Source organism: Kitasatospora sp. NPDC001119 (assembly GCF_053598475.1).
In genome coordinates this window covers 128,882-148,615 of record NZ_JBSFKI010000003.1, presented here as the reverse complement: position 1 = coordinate 148,615, position 19,734 = coordinate 128,882, and the positions used below count along the sequence as shown (strand labels likewise).

The window sequence follows — 19,734 nt, the reverse complement described above, 5'->3', positions numbered from 1 at the left end:
CGGGTCAGGAGGACGGCGCCGGGACGGCGGGGTCAGGAGACCGCGGACCGGTAGCGGCGCAGGCTCAGCAGCACGGTGACGACGAAGACGGTCCCGAGCGAGGCGGCGATGGTGAGCGAGAGGCTCGGGGTGGCGGCGCTGCCGGCCGCGTCCGGGTTGCCCCACAGCCGCCGAAGGGCCGTCACCACGGCGCTGACCGGGTTCCACTCGGCGACCAGCCGCAGCCAGCCCGGCAGCCGGTCGACGGACTGGAAGGCGTTGGAGAGGAAGGTCAGCAGGACGGTGACCAGCCCGGCGACGACGTTGATGGTCTCCATGGTGCGGGAGAACATCCCGAGCATCAGGCCGACCCAGAGCATCGCGTACATGAAGGCGGTGAGCAGGGCGAGTCCGGCGAGGAAGGGCAGCACGCCGCTGTGCGGGCGCCAGCCGAACGCCAGGCCGGCCGCCGTGACCACGGCCAGGCCGATCAGCCCGACGACCAGGTCGCCGAGGGTGTGGCCGACCAGGACGGCCGGTCTGGAGATCGGCATGCTGCGGAACCGGTCGACCAGGCCGCCGCGCAGGTCCGCCGCGACGGCGACCGCGGTCGGGCCGATCCCGGCCAGGCCGACCTGGGCGGCCGCGCCCGCGAAGATGTACTCCTGGTAGCTGCCGCGGCCGGAGAAGGACAGCGAGCCCTGGAACAGGTAGCCGAGCACGATCATCGAGATGAGCGGGTTCATCACGATGCCGATCAGCCGGCCGGGTGCCCGGCGCAGCCGCCGCAGGCGCCGTCCGGCGACGGTGACGGATTCGAGGAGCAGGGCGAGCGGCGCCGAGCGGGGGCGGGGGGTGACGGCGGTCAGCATTCCGGGCTCCCGTCCAGGCGGCGCAGCTCGGCGCCGACGAGCCGTCCGATGACGGCCTGCGGACCGGCGTGCATCAGGTACTCGTGGCCGGCGGCGATCCGGTGGACGACCACCCGTCCGTTCACGTGCTGCTCCCATCGGCCGGTCTGGTCGGCGAGTTGGTCCGCGGTCCACTCCTCGGCGGCCGCGAACAGGTGGAGGTCCCCGGTGAACCGGCCGGGGGTGAAGCGCTCCATCAGCGCGCCGTGGTGGCGCGACAGCCGCAGCAGCCGCAGCAGCGACTCCTCGTCGAGGTCGGCCAGCGGGCCGGCCTCGCGCCGCAGCAGGTCGAGCAGGGCGGCGCGGGTGCGGCCGGGGCCGGCCAGCTCGTCGCGCCGGTGGCCGAGCGCCTCCAGGGCGCGCAGCAGGAGTTCGCGGTCGTCCTGGCCGCTCTCGTCGCGGCCGGTGCGGCCGGGATAGCCGTCCAGGTCGGCCAGGAAGTCGACCTGTTCGCCGGCCTCCTGGAGCCGGACGGCGATCTCGTGGGCGAGCACGCCGCCGTACGACCAGCCGAGCAGCCGGTACGGGCCGTGCGGCCGCAGCCGCCGGATGGTCCGGACGTAGTCCGCGGCCACCGACCGGATGGACTCGGGCAGTGGGGCGGCGGCGTCCAGCGCGGGCGACTGGAGGCCGTACAGCGGGTAGCGCGGATCGAGGTACCGGGCCAGGCCCAGGTAGGGCAGGCTGAAGCCGAGTCCGCTGTGCACCAGGAACAGCGGGGGCGCGTCGCCGTCCGGCCGGATCGGCAGGACGGGCGCGAACGCGTCCGCGGACTGTTCGGCGGAGGCGGTCGGGCGGGCCCGCTTGGCCAGTTCCGCGACGGTGCGGTGCAGGACGACGTCCGCCACCGCCAGCCGGAGCCCGGCCGACTGGGCCCGGCCGACCAGCCGGACCGCCAGGAGCGAGTGGCCGCCGAGGTCGAAGAAGCTGTCGTCGATGCCGACCTCGGGGAGGCCGAGGACCTCGGCGAAGAGCGCGCCGAGGGCCTCCTCGACGGGGTTGCGGGGGCGGCGCGCGGCGGCGGGGGTGAAGTCGGGGGCGGGGAGGCGGTTGCGGTCGATCTTGCCGTTGGGGTTGAGCGGGAGTTCGTCGAGCACCACGACCGCGCCGGGGACCATGTACCCGGGCAGGTGGTCGGCGGTGTGGTCGCGCAGGGTGGCGGGGTCGGGGGCGGTGCCGGGGGTGGGGGTGACGTAGGCGACGAGGGTGGGGCCGGTGGGGCCGTCGGTGCGGGCGATGGCGACGGCGGTGCGGACGGTGGGGTGGGTGGTGAGGACGGCTTCGATCTCGCCGGGTTCGACGCGGAAGCCGCGGATCTTGACCTGGGTGTCGGCGCGGCCGAGGTAGACGAGGTGGCCGTTGGGGGTCCAGCGGACGAGGTCGCCGGTGCGGTACATCCGGGAGCCGGGCTCGTAGGGGCAGGCGAGGAAGCGGGTGGCGGTGAGGCCGGGTCGTCCGGTGTAGCCGCGGGCGAGTCCGGCGCCGGCCAGGTACAGCTCGCCGGCCACGCCCGGGGGCACCGGCCGCAGCCCGTCGTCCAGCACGTACGCCCGGGTGTTGCGGATCGGGCGGCCCAGCGTCACGACCCCGTCGCCCGCCAGCCCGGCCGCCGTGGACCAGATGGTGGTCTCGGTCGGCCCGTACAGGTTGGTGACCGTGTCGGCCCGGGCGGCCAGGGCGTCGGCCAGGGCGGGCGGGACCGCCTCACCGCCGATCAGGACGCGCAGGCCGCGCACCGACTCGGGGCGGTGGAGCACGAGTTCCTGCCAGAGCGCCGGGGTCGCCTGCATGATCGTGATGCCGTCGCGTTCGAGGGAGGCGGCCAGCGCGGCCGGGTCCAGGGCGACGCCCTCCGCGCCGACGACCAGCCCGGCGCCGGACAGCAGCGGCAGGTAGACCTCCAGCCCGGAGATGTCGAAGGACCAGGTGGTGACGGCCAGCAGCCGGTCGTGGGCCTCCAGCGGGAAGCGCTCCCGGGTGGACACCAGCAGGTTCAGCAGTGACCGGTGCTCGACCATGACGCCCTTGGGCCGCCCGGTGGAGCCGGAGGTGAAGAGCAGGTAGGCCAGCCGGGAGCCGTGCAGCGGGGCGGCCCGCTCGGCGTCGGTCAGCGGCCGGCCGTCGAGGGCGGCCAGCGCGGCGTCGACCTCGGGGTCGTCCAGCACGACCGTGGGCACGCCAGTGCGCGGAAGCCGTGCGGCGATGGCGAGTTCGGTCAGCAGGAGGACGGGCGCGGCGTCGTCGAGCATCAGCCGGACGCGGTCGGCCGGGAGCGCCGGGTCGACCGGCAGGTAGGCGGCGCCGCTCTTCAGGACGGCCAGCTGCGCCACCACCATCTCCGCCGTCCGGGGCAGCGACAGGGCCACCGGCCGGTCCGGGACGACCCCGCGGTCGACCAGGTGGCGGGCGAGGCGGTTGGCCCGGGCGTCGAGTTCGGCGTAGGTGAGGGCGGTGGTGTCGGTGAGGACGGCGACGGCCTCGGGGGTGCGGGTGGCCTGGGCCTCGAAGAGGGCGACGACGGTGGTGGCGGTGCCGGCGGGAGAAGCGTCGTCGGCCGCGGTGTCGTTCCACTCGGTGAGGACCTGCCGGTGCTCCTCCGGAGTGAGGACGTCCAGTCGGGACAGCGGCGTCCGCGGGTCGCGGGCGACCTGGTCGAGCAGCCGGACCAGCCGGGCGGCCAGGGCCTCGGCGGTGGCCGGCTCGAACACGTCGGCGTTGTACTCCAGGGTGCCGACGAGACCGGCCGCGGAGCCGCCCGTGGAGCCGCCTGCGGAGTCGCCCGGGGAGCCGCTCGCGGAGTCGTCCTGGCGGCGGCGCTCGGTGACGGCCAGGGACAGGTCGAACTTGGCGCCGTCCGCCCCGACCGGCTGCTCCGTCGCCGTCAACCCCGGGAGGTCCAGGGACGGTTGGGTGTTGTTCTGGAGGGCCAGCATGACCTGGAAGAGCGGGTTGCGGCCCATGGAGCGTGCGGGGTCGAGGACTTCGACGAGTCGTTCGAAGGGGATGTCCTGGTGTTCGTAGGCCTTGAGGGCGGTTTCCCGGGCGCGGTCGAGGAGTTGGGTGAAGGCGGGGTCTCCGGTGGTGTCGGTGCGCAGGACGAGGGTGTTCATGAAGCAGCCGACGAGGTCTTCGGTGGCGTCGTCGGTGCGTCCGGCGATGGGGGAGCCGATGGGGATGTCGTGGCCGGCGCCGAGGCGGGTGAGGAGGGCGGCGAGGGCGGCCTGGAGGACCATGAAGAGCGAGGCGCCGTTGTCGCGGGCGAGGTGGGCGAGGTGGTCGTGGGTGTCGGGTTGGATGTGGAAGGGGACGGTGCCGCCGCGGTGGGTGGCGATCTTGGGGCGGGGGCGGTCGAAGGGCAGGGCGAGTTCCTCGGGGAGGTCGGCGAGGTTCTCCGTCCAGTACGCCAACTGCTGTGCGGCCAGGGAGGTTTGGTCGTGGTCGTCGCCGAGGAGGTCCTGCTGCCAGAGGGTGTAGTCCGCGTACTGCACCGGCAGCGGCTCCCAGCTCGGAGCGGTGCCGGTGGACCGGGCCGCGTACGCCCGTGAGAGGTCCCGGGCCAGCGGGGTGGCGGACCAGCCGTCGGCCACGATGTGGTGGACCACCAGCAGGAGCAGGTGCTCCGCCGGGCCGGTGCGCAGCAGCGTCGCGCGGACGGGGAGCCGGGTCGCGAGGTCGAAGCCGCGGCCGGCCTCGCGGGCGGCTTCCGCCGGGGCCTCGGCGGGGGAGGTCTCCCGGACGGTGAGTCCGGCCCAGGCCTCGGTGCCCAGGACCTCCTGGCGGGGCTCGCCGTCGGTCTCCGGGAAGACGGTGCGCAGCACCTCGTGCCGCTCGACCAGGTCGGCCAGCGCCGCGTCCAGTGCCGTGACGTCCAGCGCCCCGGAGAGCCGGACCGCGAAGGCCATGTTGTAGGCCGCCGAGCCGGGCTCCAGCCGGTTCAGGAACCACAGCCGCCGCTGGGCGGAGGACAGCGGCAGAGCGGCCGGGCGCGGTCCGGGCCGCAGTGCGGGCCGCGCGGAGCGGTCCCGGTGGAGGCGGCCGGCCAGCCTGGCCACGGTCGGCGCCTCGAACACGTCCCGGATCGAGACGGTCGAGCCCAGTGCCGTACGGATCCGGCTGACCAGCCTGGTCGCCAGGAGCGAGTGGCCGCCGAGGTCGAAGAAGCTGTCGTCGATGCCGACCCGGGGCAGGGCCAGGACCTCGGCGTAGAGGGCGCAGAGGCGCTCCTCGGCCGGGGTGCGGGGCGGCCGGGCGGCGACGGGGGTGAAGTCGGGGGCGGGCAGCCGGTTGCGGTCGATCTTCCCGCTCGGGGTGAGGGGGAGTTCGTCGAGCACGAGGACGGCGGCCGGGACCATGTGGTCGGGCAGGTGGTCGGCGGTGTGGTCGCGCAGGGTGGCGGGGTCGGGGGCGGTGCCGGGGGTGGGGGTGACGTAGGCGACGAGGGTGGGGCCGGCGGGGCCGTCGGTGCGGGCGATGGCGACGGCGGTGCGGACGGTGGGGTGGGTGGTGAGGACGGCTTCGATCTCGCCGGGTTCGACGCGGAAGCCGCGGATCTTGACCTGGGTGTCGGCGCGGCCGAGGTAGACGAGGTGGCCGTCGGGGGTCCAGCGGACGAGGTCGCCGGTGCGGTACATGCGCTCGCCGGGCTCGTAGGGGCAGGCGAGGAAGCGGGTGGCGGTGAGGCCGGGTCGTCCGGTGTAGCCGCGGGCGAGTCCGGCGCCGGCCAGGTACAGCTCGCCGGCCACGCCCGGGGGCACCGGCCGCAGCCCGTCGTCCAGCACGTACGCCCGCATGTTCCAGATCGGACGGCCGATCAGGGTGTCCGCGCCGTCCGGCCCGGCGCACACCTCGCCCCGGGTCGCGACGGCACCGGCCTCCGAGGCGCCGTAGAAGTTGAGCAGCCGGGCCGAGGGCAGGGCCTGCCGGAACGCCCGGACGGTGGCGGCGGGCAGCTGCTCGCCGCTGCAGATCCAGACCGCGCAGCCCGCGACGGCGGTTGGCTCGGCGCTGTCCAGGAAGGCGTTCAGCAGGCTGGGCACGACGGTGAGCCGGGCGATGCCGTGCCGGGCCGTGGCCGCCGCCAGCTCGGGTACGCTCCGGGCCGTGTCGGCGTCGACCAGGACGGTCGAGCCGCCGGACAGCAGCGGCGCCAGCAGCTCGGTGATCCCGTCGATGACGCTGACCGGCGACTTCGCCAGGATCGCGGCCTCCCGCTGCTCGGGGAGCTCCTCGGCGAACCAGGTCAGCCGGTTGACCAGGGCGCGGTGCAGTCCGAGCACGCCCTTGGGCCGGCCGGTGGAGCCCGAGGTGTAGATGACGTACGCCGGGTGGTCGGGCAGCAGCGGGCAGGTGCGGTCCGCGTCCGTGGGGGCGGTGCCGGGGAGGGCGGCCGTGGCGCGTTCCAGTGCCGGGTCGTCCAGCAGCAGGCGGGGCAGGCTGGTCTCCGGTAGCTGTCCGGCGGTCGCGCTGTCGGTCAGCAGGAGGACGGGCGCGGCGTCGTCGAGCATCAGCCGGACGCGGTCGGCCGGGTACGCCAGGTCGACGGGCAGGTGCGCGCCGCCGGCCTTGAGCACGGCCAGCAGGGCGACGACCATGTGCGGCGACCGGGGCGCCGCGAGCGCCACCGTGCTCTCCGGTCCGACGCCCCGGCCGATGAGGTGGCGGGCGAGCCGGTTGGCCCGGGCGTCGAGTTCCGCGTAGGTCAGGGCGGTGTTGTCGCTGCGGACGGCGACGGCCTCGGGGGTGCGGGCGGCCTGGGCCTCGAAGAGGGCGACGACGGTGGTGCCCGGGTGGCCGCCGGCGGTGTCGTTCCACTCGGTGAGGACCTGCCGGTGCTCGCGCTCGGACAGCAGGTCGAGCCGTCCCAGCGGGAGCCCCGGGTCGCGGGCGACCTGGTCGAGCAGCCGGACCAGACGGGTGACCAGGGTCTCGGCGGTGGCCGGCTCGAACACGTCGGCGCTGTACTCCAGGAAGCCGTCGATGCCGGCCGGGGCCGCGCCGGCGTCCTGCTGTTCGGCCAGGAAGAAGTTCAGGTCGAACTTGACCGAGTCGGCGGCCGGCGGCTCGAAGGCCGCCCGGACGCCGGGCAGGGCCAGCTCGGGACGGGTGTTGTTCTGGAGCACCAGCATGACCTGGAAGAGCGGGTTGCGGCCCATGGAGCGTGCGGGGTCGAGGACTTCGACGAGTCGTTCGAAGGGGATGTCCTGGTGTTCGTAGGCCTTGAGGGCGGTTTCCCGGGCGCGGTCGAGGAGTTGGGTGAAGGCGGGGTCGCCGCTGGTGTCGGTGCGCAGGACGAGGGTGTTCATGAAGCAGCCGACGAGGTCTTCCATGGCGTCGTCGGTGCGTCCGGCGATGGGGGAGCCGATGGGGATGTCGTGGCCGGCGCCGAGGCGGGTGAGGAGGGCGGCGAGGGCGGCCTGGAGGACCATGAAGAGCGAGGCGCCGTTGTCGCGGGCGAGGTGGGCGAGGCGGTCGTGGGTGTCGGGGTGGACGCGGAAGGGGACGGTGCCGCCGCGGTGGGTGGCGACCTTGGGGCGGGGGCGGTCGAAGGGCAGGGCGAGTTCCTCGGGGAGGTCGGCGAGGTTCTCCGTCCAGTACGCCAACTGTTGTGCGGCCAGGGAGGTTTGGTCGTGGTCGTCGCCGAGGAGGTCCTGCTGCCAGAGGGTGTAGTCCGCGTACTGCACCGGCAGCGGTTCCCACGCGGGGGCCGTGCCGCGTGCCCGCGCCGCGTACGCCCGCGAGAGGTCCCGGGTGAGCGGTGCGGCGGACCAGCCGTCCCAGGCGATGTGGTGGACGATCAGCAGCAGCAGGTGCTCCGCCGGACCGGTGCGCAACAGGGCGGCCCGCAGCGGGAGTTCGGTCGACAGGTCGAAGCCGCGGGCGTCCTCCGCCGGGGCCTCGGCGGCCTCCCGGACGGTGAGCCCGGTCCAGGCCTCCGTGCCCAGGACCTCCTGGCGGGGCTCGCCGTCGGTCTCCGGGAAGACCGTGCGCAGCACCTCGTGCCGCTCGACCAGGTCGGCCAGCGCCGCGTCCAGCGCGGCGGTGTCCAGTGCCCCGGAGAGCCGGACCGCGAAGGTCACGTTGTAGGCCGCCGAGCCGGGCTCCAGCCGGTTCAGGAACCACAACCGCCGCTGGGCGAAGGAGAGTTCACCGGAACGGTCGCCCTGGACGGCGGGCCGCAGCGGCGGCCGGACCGCGCCGCCGGCCGCGAGCTCCCGGGCGACGCCGGCCACCGTCCGCTGCTCGAAGAGCGTACGGATCGGCACCTCGGTGCCCAGGGCGGAGCGGACCCGGCTGATCACCTGGGTGGCCAGCAGGGAGTGGCCGCCGAGGTCGAAGAAGTCGTCGTCGATGCCGACGGCGGTCCGGCCGAGCGCGTCCGCGAAGATCCCGCCGAGGATCTCCTCGACCGGGGTGCGCGGCAGCCGGCCCGCCGGGGCGGGGGCGCTGTCGGGGGCGGGCAGGGCCCGGCGGTCCAGCTTGCCCTGCGGGGTCAGCGGCAGCGCGTCGAGCACGACGACGGCGGCCGGGACCATGTACTCGGGCAGGGCCTCGGCGACCCGCTCCCGCAGCGCGGCCGGGTCCGGTACGGCCGGGGGCCGGGCGACCACGTAGGCCACCAGCCGGTCCTCGCCGTCGTCGGTGCGGACCACGACGGCGGCCTGCGCCACCTCGGGCCGGCCGGTCAGCACGGACTCGATCTCGCCGAGTTCGATCCGGAAGCCGCGCAGCTGCACCTGGTCGTCGGCCCGTCCGGCGTAGTCGAGTTGGCCGTCGGGGCGCCAGCTCGCCAGGTCGCCGGTGCGGTACATCCGCTCGCCGGCGGGGCCGAAGGGATCGGCGACGAAGCGTTCGGAGGTCAGGCCGGGCCGGTCCAGGTAGCCGCGGGCCAGGTTGCCGCCGACGTAGAGTTCGCCGACCACCCCGGCCGGGACGGGCCGCAGCGCGGAGTCGAGCACGTAGACCCGGTGGGCCCGGGTGGGCCGGCCGATCGGGGGCCGGCCCGAGCCGCCCAGCCGTTCGCCACCCAGCCGTTCGCTCACCGTCGAGGCGAGGACGGCCTCGGTGGGCCCGTAGCCGTTGATCATCTGCAGCTGCCCGGACCAGCGGTCCACCACGTGCGGCGGGCAGGCCTCCCCGGCGACGACCATGGTCAGGTCGGCGGGCAGCCGGGTGCCGTCCGGGAGTGCGGCGGCGACCACCGGCGGCAGCCCGGCGAGGTTCACCCGGTGGCGGTGGATCAGGTCGACCAGCGGCCGGCCGGGGACCCGGCACTCCTCGTCGGCGACCACCAGGGTGCCGCCGCCGAGCAGGGACAGGCTCAGCTCCCAGACCGAGGCGTCGAAGCTGAACGAGGCGAACTTCAGCACCCGCGTGTCCGGGCCGACGCCGAAGCGCTCGATCAGGCTCGCCACCATCGCGGCGAAGCCGGAGTGGTCGACCGTCACGCCCTTGGGCCGGCCGGTCGATCCGGAGGTGTAGATGACGTACGCCGGGTGCCGGGGCAGCAGCGGGGCGGTCCGTTCGGCGTCCTGCGGGGCGTGCGCCGGGAGGCCGGCCAGCTCCGCCAGGGTGGCCGGGTCGTCGAGCAGCACCGTGCGGCAGTCGGCCCCGGCGAGCTGCGGGGCGAGGGCGGCGGTGGTGAGCAGGACGGCGGGCCGGCTGTCGGCCAGCATGAAGGCGATCCGGTCGGCGGGGTACTTGGGGTCGATCGGCAGGTACGCGGCGCCGGTCTTGAGCGCCGCCAGGACGGCGCAGGTCATCTCGACCGGGTCGGGTACGGCCAGCGCGATGATCCGCTCTGGTCCCACGCCGTGGGCGATCAGCAGCCGGGCCAGCCGGTTGGAACGCTCGTCCAGCTCGCGGTAGGTCGTCTCGCGGTCCTCGAAGACCACGGCCACGGCCTCGGGCGCCCGGGCGACCTGGGCGGCGAACAGCGCGGGGACGACGGTGCGCGGGGCGGCGGCGGCCCGTCCGGCCCAGTCGCCGAGGATCCGGTGGTGCTCCTCGTCGGTGAGCAGGGGCAGCCGGCGGAGCGGGACGTCCGGGGCCGCCAGGACGCTCTCCACCACGTGGGCGAAGCGGTCCAGGATGCGGACGACCTCGTCGCGGTCGTAGCGGTCGGGGCGGAACTGGGCGCTCAGCGTCAGCCGGGTGTCCGGGTAGGCGAGCACCGCGAGGCCGCGCTCGCCGGCCAGCCGGGTGCGGGCGTTGCCCAGCCGCAGCTCGGGCACCAGCGCGTTGAGCCGGCCGACGTCGGCCTGCGGCTGGTTCTGGTAGCTGAACACGGTGTCGAACAGCTCGCCGGCCCCGGCGATCCGCTGCACCTCGGCCAGGCCGAGGTGCCGGTGGTCGAGCAGAGCGGTCTGCTGCTCGTCGATCCGGTGGAGGAGTTCGGCGACGGGCAGGTCCGGGTCGAGCCGCACCCGCACCGGGAGCATGTTCAGGAAGAGGCCGACCAGCGACTCGATGCCCGGAAGCTCCGGCGGCCGCACCGAGTTGACCGCGCCGAACACCACGTCCGGGGCGTCGGTGAGCCGGCCGAGCAGCAGCGCCCAGCAGCCCTGGAGGACGGTGTTGAGGGTGAGGTTCTCCGCGCGGGCCCAGGCGACCAGCCGGGCGGTGAGCTCCTCGGGCAGGGCGAGGTCGACGGCCTCGGGCAGCCCCGGGTCGCCCGGCCGGTCGGCCGTGCCGAGCCGCAGCGGCTCGCCCAGCCCGTCCAGTGCCTGCCGCCAGGCCGCGCGGGCGGCCTCGGTGTCCTGGGCGGCGAGCCAGTCGAAGTACGCCCGGTAGGAGGGCGCCGGGGGCAGGACGGCCGGGTCGCCGCCGGTGGCGTACAGGGTGAACAGCTCCTGGGCGATCACGCCCATCGACCAGCCGTCCACCAGCAGGTGGTGCAGGGTCCAGAGCAGCCGGACCCGGTCGGGGGCCAGCCGGAGCACGGTGAAGCGCAGCAGCGGGGGCCGGGCCAGGTCGAAGCCGCGGGTCCAGTCCGCGTCGGTCAGCCGTTCGGCCTCGGCCGTCCGGTCCGCCTCGGTGGGGAGCCCGGACAGGTCGACCTCCTCCCAGGGCACCGGCACCGCGGCGGCCACGACCTGCCGGGCGTCCTCGGCGGACCGCTCGGGGAAGTGCACCCGCAGGCCGGCGTGCCGGGCCAGCAGCGCGGCGGCCGCGGTGCGCAGCGCGGCCGGGTCGAAGGGCCCCTCGATGTCGAGGACGGCCTGCATCAGGTAGGAGTTCATGCCCTGCTTGTCGAACTCCGTCTGGAAGATCAGGCCCTTCTGGAGCGGTGACAGCTCCAGCGCCTCGCCGTCCGCCGCCCCGTCCTGCTCGCCGGGAGCGGTCTGCTCGCCGGGGACGGCCTGCTCGGTGTGGGAGGCGTGGGCGGCCAGGGCTTCGAGGGCGCGGAACCAGGCGCGGGCGATGTGCTCGGCGTCGGCGTCGGCCAGTGCCTCCGGGGCCCAGAGCCAGTCGGCGACCAGGTGCGGCCCGTCCGGCCGGTCCTCGGTGACGGGCGTGGCCGCGAGCACGTGCCGCAGCGGCATGCTCGGGTGCACCCCGGTGCCGACGACGGCGTGCCGGGCGTCCGGCAGCCAGTCCCCGGCGCTCTCGTCCCGGTCGGTCCGGAACCGGCCGAGGTAGTTGAAGCCGAGCTCCGGCACGCCGTTCCGGGCCAGGGCGGTGACGGTCTGCGGGTTGAGGTGGCGCAGCAGCCCGTGGCCGAGCCCGTGGTCGGGCAGCCGGCCGAGCTGCTGCCGCACCCGGCGCACGGCCGCGTCGAGCGGCTCGTGTCCGGCGTCGCCCGGGTCCAGCCGTACCGGGAAGACGCTGGTGAACCAGCCGACCGTACGGGAGAGTTCGGCCTCGTCGGTGAACGGCTCGCGGCCGTGGCCCTCCAGTTCGACGGTGACGGCGCCGGCCGGGCGGTCGCGGTGCCGGCGCCAGTCGGCGACGGCGAGCGCGAGGCCGGTCAGCAGCAGGTCGTTGATCTCCCCGCCGTAGACCCGGCGGGCGGCGGCGAGCAGTGTCGCGGTGGTGGCCGCGGGCAGCTCCAGCCGGAGCCGGTGGGCGGAGCCGTACACGTCCCGCTCGGGGTCCAGCGGTCGGGAGCCGAGCGGCTCCGCGGCCGCCGACTGCTCGGCCCACAGCGGGAATTCGCGCACCCGCTCGGCGGTGCGGGCCTGCTCGCCGAGCAGCTGCGACCAGCGGCGGTAGGAGGTGCCGACCGGTTCCGGGGCGAGGCCCCGGCAGGCGGCGGCGAGGTCGGCGACCAGGACCCGCCAGGAGACCCCGTCCACGCACAGGTGGTGGGTCAGCCAGACCAGCCGGCCGGGGCGGCCGGGGCCGGCGTCGAGCAGGACGAGCCGGGTCACGGCGCCGTCCTCGGGGGCCAGCCCGGTGCGGGCCGCGGCGATCTGCTCGTCGACGGCGGCGGCCAGTGCGGCCGGGTCGTCGGCGAGCGCCGAGACGTCGACCCGGCGGACGGCGTCGGCGGCCCGGACGGCGCCCCTGGGCAGGGCTTCCAGGGACCACAGGCCCGGTGCCACCACGGTCAGCCGCGACCGCAGCGCGGCGTGGTGGTCCAGCAGGACGGCGGTGGCCGCGGTCAGCCGGTCGAGGTCCAGGCCGGCCGGGGTGGTGAGCACCTGGTACTGGCTGTACTCCCTGGTCCGCTCGTCCAGGACGCCGAGGTCCTCGCGCAACTGGTGGGCGATCGGCAGGAGTTCGACCTCGCCGGTGTCGTCCGGCGCGGCGGCCGGGCGGGCCGGGCCGCCCGGTGCGGCGAGCGCCGCGATGGCGGCGGGGGTGTGGTGGGTGCGGATCTGCAGCGGGGTGACGGTCAGTCCGGCCCGGCGGGCGTGGCCGACCGCCAGGATGGCGCTGATGCTGTCCCCGCCCAGCTCGAAGAAGTTGTCGCCGGGGCGGACCTCCGGCACGCCGAGGACCTCGGCGAACGCGGCGCAGACGATCTCCTCGGCCCGGCTGCGCGGCGTGTCCGGCCGGGCCGGGGCCTCGGCGCCGGCGGGTGCCGGGTCGGGCAGCGCCCGGCGGTCGACCTTGCCGTGCGGGGTGAGCGGCAGGGCGTCCAGGAGCAGGACGTTCGGCGGCACCATGTACTCCGGCAGGACGGCGGCCAGGCGCTCGCGGACCCCGGCCGGGTCGAGCACGGCCCCGGCGCGCGGGACGCAGTAGCCGACCAGCCGGGTGCTCCCGCCGGTGCCGCCGACCGCCCGTACCGCCGCGTCGGAGACGTCCGGCAGCGCGCGCAGCGCCGCCTCGATCTCGCCGAGCTCGATCCGGTGGCCGCGCACCTTCACCTGGTTGTCCCGGCGGTCCAGGAAGACCAGTTGCCCGTCCGCGCCGCGCACCACGCGGTCGCCGGTGCGGTACATCCGGCTGCCCGCCGGGCCGTACGGGTCGGGCACGAACGCGGCGGCGGAGCGGGCCGGGTCGGCCAGGTAGCCGCGGCCGACGCCGGCGCCGCCGACGTACAGCTCGCCGGGCGCGCCCTGGGGGACCGGGAGCAGGGCGTCGTCGAGCACGTAGAGCCGGGTGTTGCGGACCGGGCGGCCGATCGGGACGGCGCCGTGTTCCGGCAGCCCGTGGCCGAGGTGCGCGTGGGTGACGTCGTCCGAGCACTCGGTGGGCCCGTACGCGTTGACCAGCCCGACCAGCGGGTAGCGGCTGGTCCAGCGCCGGCACAGGTCGGCGGGCAGTGCCTCGCCGGTCGCCACCAGGTGGCGCAGCGCGGCCAGCACGGGAGCGCCGGCGCCCAGGTCCCAGGCGTCCAGGGCGGCGCGCAGCAGTGAGGGGACGACCTCCAGGACGGTGACGTCCTCGGTGTCGGCGAGGGCGAACAGCAGGTCGGGGTCGGCCGCGGTCTCCCGGCGCACCACCCGGACCCGGCCGCCGACCACCAGCGGCGCGAGCATCTGCCACACCGACACGTCGAAGGTGACCGGGGCGTTCTGCACCACGCTGTCGGCCGCGTCCAGCGCCAGGTCGTCGACCTTCGCCAGCAGGTGGTTGACCATCCCCGCGCGGTGCACCATGGCGCCCTTGGGCGCCCCGGTGGACCCGGAGGTGAAGATCACGTACGCCAGGTCCAGCGGGGTGCCGAGGACCGGCGCGAGGTCGTCGTCGGCGTCCCGCTCCCGCGCGGAGACCTCCAGCAGCCGGACCGGTCGGCCGGCGGCGGCCGCCACCCGTTCGGCGAGCGGCCGGTGGGCGGCGTCCGCGACCACGGTGGTGATCCCGTTGTCGGCGAGCAGGGCGACGGTCCTGGCCTCGGGCGCGCCCGGGTCCAGCGGGACGTAGGCCGCGCCGGCGCCGATCACGCCGAGCACCGAGGCGATGAAGTCGGAGCCCGGGGTGACCAGCAGGGCCACCAGGCCGGCGTCGCCGACCCGGCGGGAGAGGGCGCTGGCCCGGCCGACCAGCTCGGCGTACGTGGTCGTGCCGCCGTCCTCGGCGACCGCCACGGCCTCGGGCCGCCGGGCGGCGAGTTCGCGGATCCGGGCCACCGCGCAGTCGAAGCCCGCCGGGCGCTCGGGCCCGCTCGACTCCCGCACCCAGGCGGCGCGGTCCCCGGTGTCCACGGCCAGGCCGCCGACCGGCTGCTCGTCCCCGGCCTCGGCGAAGCGGTCCAGGAACTCCACCAGCCGGGCGAGGTGGCCGTCGATCTCCGCGTCGGTGTAGCGGTCCGGGTTGCCGTTGAGGTGCAGCTCGATGCCGGCCCCGGTGGTCTCGACCACGGTGACCATCAGGTCGTCGATCAGCCCGGTCGACAGGTTCACCACCCGCGCCGTGCACGGGCCGAGGGCCAGTTCGGCCTGCTGCGGCAGCAGGTTGACGAACGGTCCGAAGGGCCGCCGGTCGTCGCTGCGCAGCCCCATGGCGCGGCGGATCGCGCTGACCCGGTGGCGCTGGTGGCGGAGCGCCTGGGCGAGCTCCTTGGAGGTGTGGCGCAGTAGCCCGGCCCTGGTCAGAGTGGGGCGGACGGGCACCCGTAGCGGCAGGTAGTTGGCCAGCATGCCGGGGATCGACCGCTCGTGGGCGGTCGGCCGGGCGGTCACCGGCAGGGTCAGCAGGACGTCCTCGACCCCGGTCATCCGCTGGGTGTACACCGCGACCGCCGCCATCACCGCGGTCGGCCAGGTGACGTCCGCGCGGCTGGCGGCCGCGCGCAGCCGGGCGCTGGTGCCGGCGGACAGGGCGGCGGTGCGGCGCAGGAAGCCCTGCGGCGCGGCCGTCGCGGGCTCCCGGTGGGAGAGGTCGGCGGGCTCGGGCGGCTCGGGGAACCGGCGCTGCCAGAACTCGGCGTCCCGCCGGGCCCGGGAGGAGCCGAGGTAGGCGGCCTCGGCGGTGAGCAGGTCGGCGAGCGGGGGCAGGGCCGGGCCGGCGTCCCCGCCGTCGGCCTCGTACAGTTCGGCCAGCCGGCGCCAGAGCACCACCTGGCTGAAGCCGTCGCACAGCAGGTGGTGGACGGAGAGGTAGAAGAGCGCCCGGTCCGGGCCCAGGGTGAGGACGGCGAGCCGGAACAGCGGGAACCCGGCGGGGTCGTAGGGCTTCGCCAGGTCCGTCCGCATCCAGTCCAGCGCCGCCGCGGACGGGTCGGGCTCGGCGCCGAAGTCCAGCTCGTCGAGCGGGAGTTCACCGACCTCGCGGAGGCGCTGGCGGGGTTCGCCGTCGACGTCGAGGAACTGGGCGCGCAGGCACTGCGCCTCCTCGACCAGCCGGCCCAGCGCGGTGCGGAAGCGGGCCCGGTCCAGCGGGCCGCGGACGTCCAGGTAGCCGGCCGAGTTGTACGCGTTGCTCCCGCCGGCCCCGTTGACGTCGAGCCAGATCTCCGTCTGGCCGGCGGTGAGCGGCAGCGAGGTCCCCAGGACCGATGTCATCACAGGCTCCCAACGGAGGTCGGGCCGATCGAGGCGAGGCCGGTACCGGGGGCGGCCGCCTCGGCGGCCAGGGCGTCGGGGCCGAAGGACTCCAGCACCCACGCGTCGTCGTAGACGGTGTCCAGGTAGCGTTCGCCGAGGTCGGGCGCGATGGCCACGGCGGTCAGCTCCTCGTCCGGCCGGTTGGCGCCCAGCCAGCGGGCCGCGCCGCTGAGCACCGTGCCGGTCGAGCCGCCGAGCAGGAAGCCCTCGCGCAGCAGGGCGCGGCAGGCCCGGACGGTGTCGGTCTCGGCGACCAGCACGGTGTCGTCCACGTAGGACTCGTCGAGGATGGCGGGCCGGACGCTGGTGCCGATGCCGGGGATCAGCCGGCCGCCCGGCTCGTGGCCGAAGTTGACCGAGCCGACGGCGTCGACCGCGACGATCGTCACCCCCGGGTTGTTCTCCCGGAAGTACCGGGCGCAGCCCATCAGGGTGCCGGTGGTCCCGGCGCCGACGAACAGCACGTCCAGCTCCGGGAAGGCCTTGGCGATCTGCGGCCCGGTGGTGCGGTAGTGGGCGGTCCAGTTGCCCGGGTTGGCGTACTGGTTGAGCCAGTGGAAGTCCCGGTGCTCGGCGCACAGCCGGGCGACCAGGTCGAGCCGGGCGCCGAGCAGGCCGCGCTGCGGGTCGGGCTCGGTCACCACCCGCACGTCGGCGCCCAGGCGCTGCATCAGCCGCCGGGAGACGGTGGTGCAGCGGGAGTCGGTGACGCAGACGAAGGTGAGCCCCCGGCTCGCCGCGACGAGGCTCAGCGCCACGCCGAGGTTCCCGGAGGAGCTCTCCACGATGGTCATCCCCGGCCGCAGCGCCCCGGACCGGAAGGCGGAGTCCACCATCTCGCCCGCCGCCCGCAGTTTGACCGAGCCGGCGAAGTTGAAGCCCTCGCACTTGAGGTACAGCGGACGGCCGATCATCCGTCGGAGGTCGACGTACAGGTCCTCGACGTCGAATTCCTGCGGTGTCGTGATAACTGGCATGCGTCTACTCCCACCCGGTCGTTCCGTGGTAGCGGGTGCCCAATCGGTCCGAAGCGATGGCCCCATGGTTTCCGAACACACTGACGTCGCACTGATTCGCAACTGATGGGGCGAAGGCCCTGGTCAGAGGCCCGGGACGGGCCCCGGGGCGCCGCCGGGGGCGCCTGCCGGGGCGGCCCCGGGAGGCGCTGCTAGGCGCGCCCGACCTTGCCGGTGAGCAGTCCCTGGAAGAGGTTCAGCCGGTGGATGTTGGCGGCGCCCTCGAGGAACTCCATCGCCCGGGCGTCGCGCGCGAGCTTGTCCAGCAGCGGGTGCGCCAGCCGGGCCCCGGGCCCGAAGAAGCCGCAGGCCGCCAGCGTCACGTCCTCGGCGAGCCGGGCGGCGCGCAGTTTGGCGGCCGAGGCGAGGTGGCCGTCGGCCGGCCGGGCGTCGACCGTCGCGGCGGCGTCCAGCACCAGGCGGTGGACGGCGTCGATCCGGCGGCCGATCGCGTCCAGCCGCTCCTGCTCGGCGGTGCGCAGCGGGCCGCGGTGCGCGGTCACGTAGTCGTGGGCGGCGCGGGCGATCCCGACCGCGATCGCCGCGACGCCCGGGCGCAGCTGGTTGAAGATCTGGACGAAGGACCAGACCCCGCGCCGGCTGGCCGGGAGGTGGCGGCCGAGGACGTGTTCCTCGGGGACGGCCACCGACTCCAGCCGGACGGCGCTGATCCGCGCGCCGCGCAGCCCCAGCATGTCCAGCGGCTCGGCGTGGAACCCGGGGGTGTCGGTGTCGACCAGGACGGCGGTGATGCCGAGCGGGCCGGGCCGGGTGCGGGCGAAGACCACCGCGAGCCGGGCCCGCGAGGCGTTGCCCACGTAGCGCTTCTCGCCGCTGAGCAGGGCCCCGCCCGGGGCGGGGGTCAGCGCGGTGGTCAGGGCCGTCGCGTCCGAGCCGCGGTCCGGTTCGGTCAGCGCGAAGCAGGTCCACAGGGGTTCGCGCAGCATCCGGCCGTAGAACCACTCCTTCTGCCGCTCGTCGGCGCACAGGCCGACCGCGACGCCGGCCAGGAACGGGCCCGGCGAGGCGACCATCGCGCCGACGTCGGCGCGGGCGAGCTCCTCCATGACGACGGCGCGTTCCAGTGCCGAGTCGCCGCAGTGGCGCTGCCCGTCGATCTTCTCCGGCTCGTTCCCGTACGCGGCCGGGATGCCCATCGTCGCCAGGTAGCGCACGGCCGGCAGGTCCAGGTGCTGCCGGATCGCCTCCGGGTCGCGGTCGATCTCCAGCGCGAGCGGGCGCAGCCCGGCGCCCCACTCGCGGGCCCTGGCGCGCAGCGCGGCCAGGTGCCCGTCCGGCCCGGTCATCGCGGTTCCTCCCCGGTCACGTGGACCTCCGCCAGCAGCTCCGACAGGTAGCAGGGCATCCCGGGGCCGTCCCGCAGGTAGCCGCTGGCGCCCAGCAGCCGGACCTGCTCCCGGTCGGCCGCGGTGATCCGGGCGTGGACGTCCGCCAGCACCGCGGCCGGCAGGTCGCCCGGCCCGGCGCCGGACAGCACCGCCCGGACCTCCAGGTGGTCGGCCACCGCCTCGGCGACGGTGCCCTTCACCAGCTGCTGCTGCAACAGGTACGAGTCGCCGCTGCGGCGCCGGCCCAGGTAGCCCAGGCAGGCCGAGCGCAGCGACTCCGACAGGCCGAGCCGCACCCAGGCCAGGCCCAGGACGAAGGCGGCGCCGGCCTCCCGCTCGGCCGCACCGCGCCGGGCCGGCGGCGCCGTCGTGACGGTGGCGGCGACCACCTCGCCGCCGGGCAGTGCGGTGCGCGACAGCACGGCCTCGTCGGCGGCGCGGCGCGGCCGGGTGGCGCCGGCCACCCAGAGCCCGCCGGCCTCGGCGAAGGTCCGGGCGTCGGCCACGGTGTGCCCGCCCGGCCCGCAGGGCAGCAGGCCGGGCGTCAGGGCGGAGGCGAGCAGCCGCAGCGCCGGGGCGAGGCCCCGCTGCCGGGCGGCGTCCTGGCAGCGGGGCCACAGGTCCGTGTCCCGGTGCGTCACGGTGGTCACCGCCCGCCCCGTTCGATCAGGCAGACGGCCAGGTCGCCGGTGTCGGGCTCGTGGTCGACGACGGCGATCCGCTCCTCCCTCCCGGCCGCCCAGGCGGGGTCGGCGGCGAGGGCGGTGAGGGTGCCGGAGGCCGGGTGGCCCGGCGGGGTGCGCACGATCCGGCCGGGGTGGCCGGGCAGGTCGCGCGCCGGGTCGAGGGCGGCGCCGAGGACCAACGGGCAGCCGGTGGCGTCCAGTTCGGCCAGGGCGGTGCGGACGGCGGCCGGCACGTCGTCCGGTCCGGTGCCGGTGCGCTGCCACAGGGTGAGCCGGCCGAGGGAGCCGGTGTCGGTCAGCAGCAGCGCCAGGCCGGCGTCCCCGGCGAGGTCCCGTCCGGTCTCGTACGGGAAGGTGGCCTGGTCGAGCACGAACACCGCGACGCTGCGCAGGTCGTGCCGCCGGGCGTAGGCGTCGGCCAGGCGCAGCGCGGCGAAGGGGGCGTTGGAGCCGCACTCGGAGACGGCGAAGGAGAGCGGCCCGCCGGGGACGCGCTCGGAGAGGCTGGTGACGGCGGCGAGCCGGCAGTCCAGGTCCGGGGTGGCGTGGGCGACCACGGCCAGGTCGATCGGCGGCGCCTGCGTGGCCACTGCCGCTCGTCGGTCCTGCGGGTCGAGCGCGGCGAGCAGCTCCCCGGCCATGTCGGCGAAGGTGTTCCCGGCCGCCTCCCGGACCAGCTCCGGCCGGTGGTCGACGCCGTAGGCGGCCGTCAGGTCGGCGAAGTGGCGCAGCGAGAAGGCGTCGTCGATCCGTGCCCGGCCCGGTGGGAACCTCCGGTGGGTGATCGCGGCGAGCCCGAGCGGGAAGACGGCGGGCGCCTCCCAGGGGCCCTTCGTCGGTACGGTCCGGACCGGCAT

6 protein-coding genes are annotated in these 19,734 nt (G+C 75.8%); all 6 read right to left on the bottom strand.

What is annotated here, in order from left to right; genetic code table 11:
* Positions 1-32: 32 nt before the first annotated feature.
* Positions 33-851 carry an ABC transporter permease gene (locus ACWDD9_RS04875; protein WP_049649277.1) on the bottom strand — a complete coding sequence of 273 codons (819 nt, stop codon included), beginning with the start codon at positions 849-851 and terminating at the stop codon, positions 33-35.
* The gene (locus ACWDD9_RS04870) at positions 845-15,784 is read right to left on the bottom strand and encodes an amino acid adenylation domain-containing protein (RefSeq protein WP_449810817.1); all 14,940 of its coding nucleotides are present in this window, start codon (positions 15,782-15,784) and stop codon (positions 845-847) included. Before ACWDD9_RS04870 ends, ACWDD9_RS04875 begins: the two co-directional genes overlap by 7 nt.
* Entirely contained in the window at positions 15,784-16,803 is a 1,020-nt protein-coding gene (gene sbnA / locus ACWDD9_RS04865; protein ID WP_049658253.1) for a 2,3-diaminopropionate biosynthesis protein SbnA, read from the bottom strand. The genes ACWDD9_RS04870 and sbnA overlap by 1 nt, the downstream gene beginning before the upstream one ends.
* Before the next feature lie 191 nt (positions 16,804-16,994).
* On the bottom strand, positions 16,995-18,149 hold the full coding sequence (locus ACWDD9_RS04860) for an acyl-CoA dehydrogenase family protein (protein WP_074002431.1): 1,155 nt from the start codon (positions 18,147-18,149) through the stop codon (positions 16,995-16,997).
* On the bottom strand, positions 18,146-18,841 hold the full coding sequence (locus ACWDD9_RS04855) for a hypothetical protein (RefSeq protein WP_449810816.1): 696 nt from the start codon (positions 18,839-18,841) through the stop codon (positions 18,146-18,148). The genes ACWDD9_RS04860 and ACWDD9_RS04855 overlap by 4 nt, the downstream gene beginning before the upstream one ends.
* Positions 18,838-19,734, bottom strand: coding sequence for a hypothetical protein (locus tag ACWDD9_RS04850; RefSeq protein WP_449810815.1), 897 nt, complete (start codon positions 19,732-19,734; stop codon positions 18,838-18,840). Before ACWDD9_RS04850 ends, ACWDD9_RS04855 begins: the two co-directional genes overlap by 4 nt.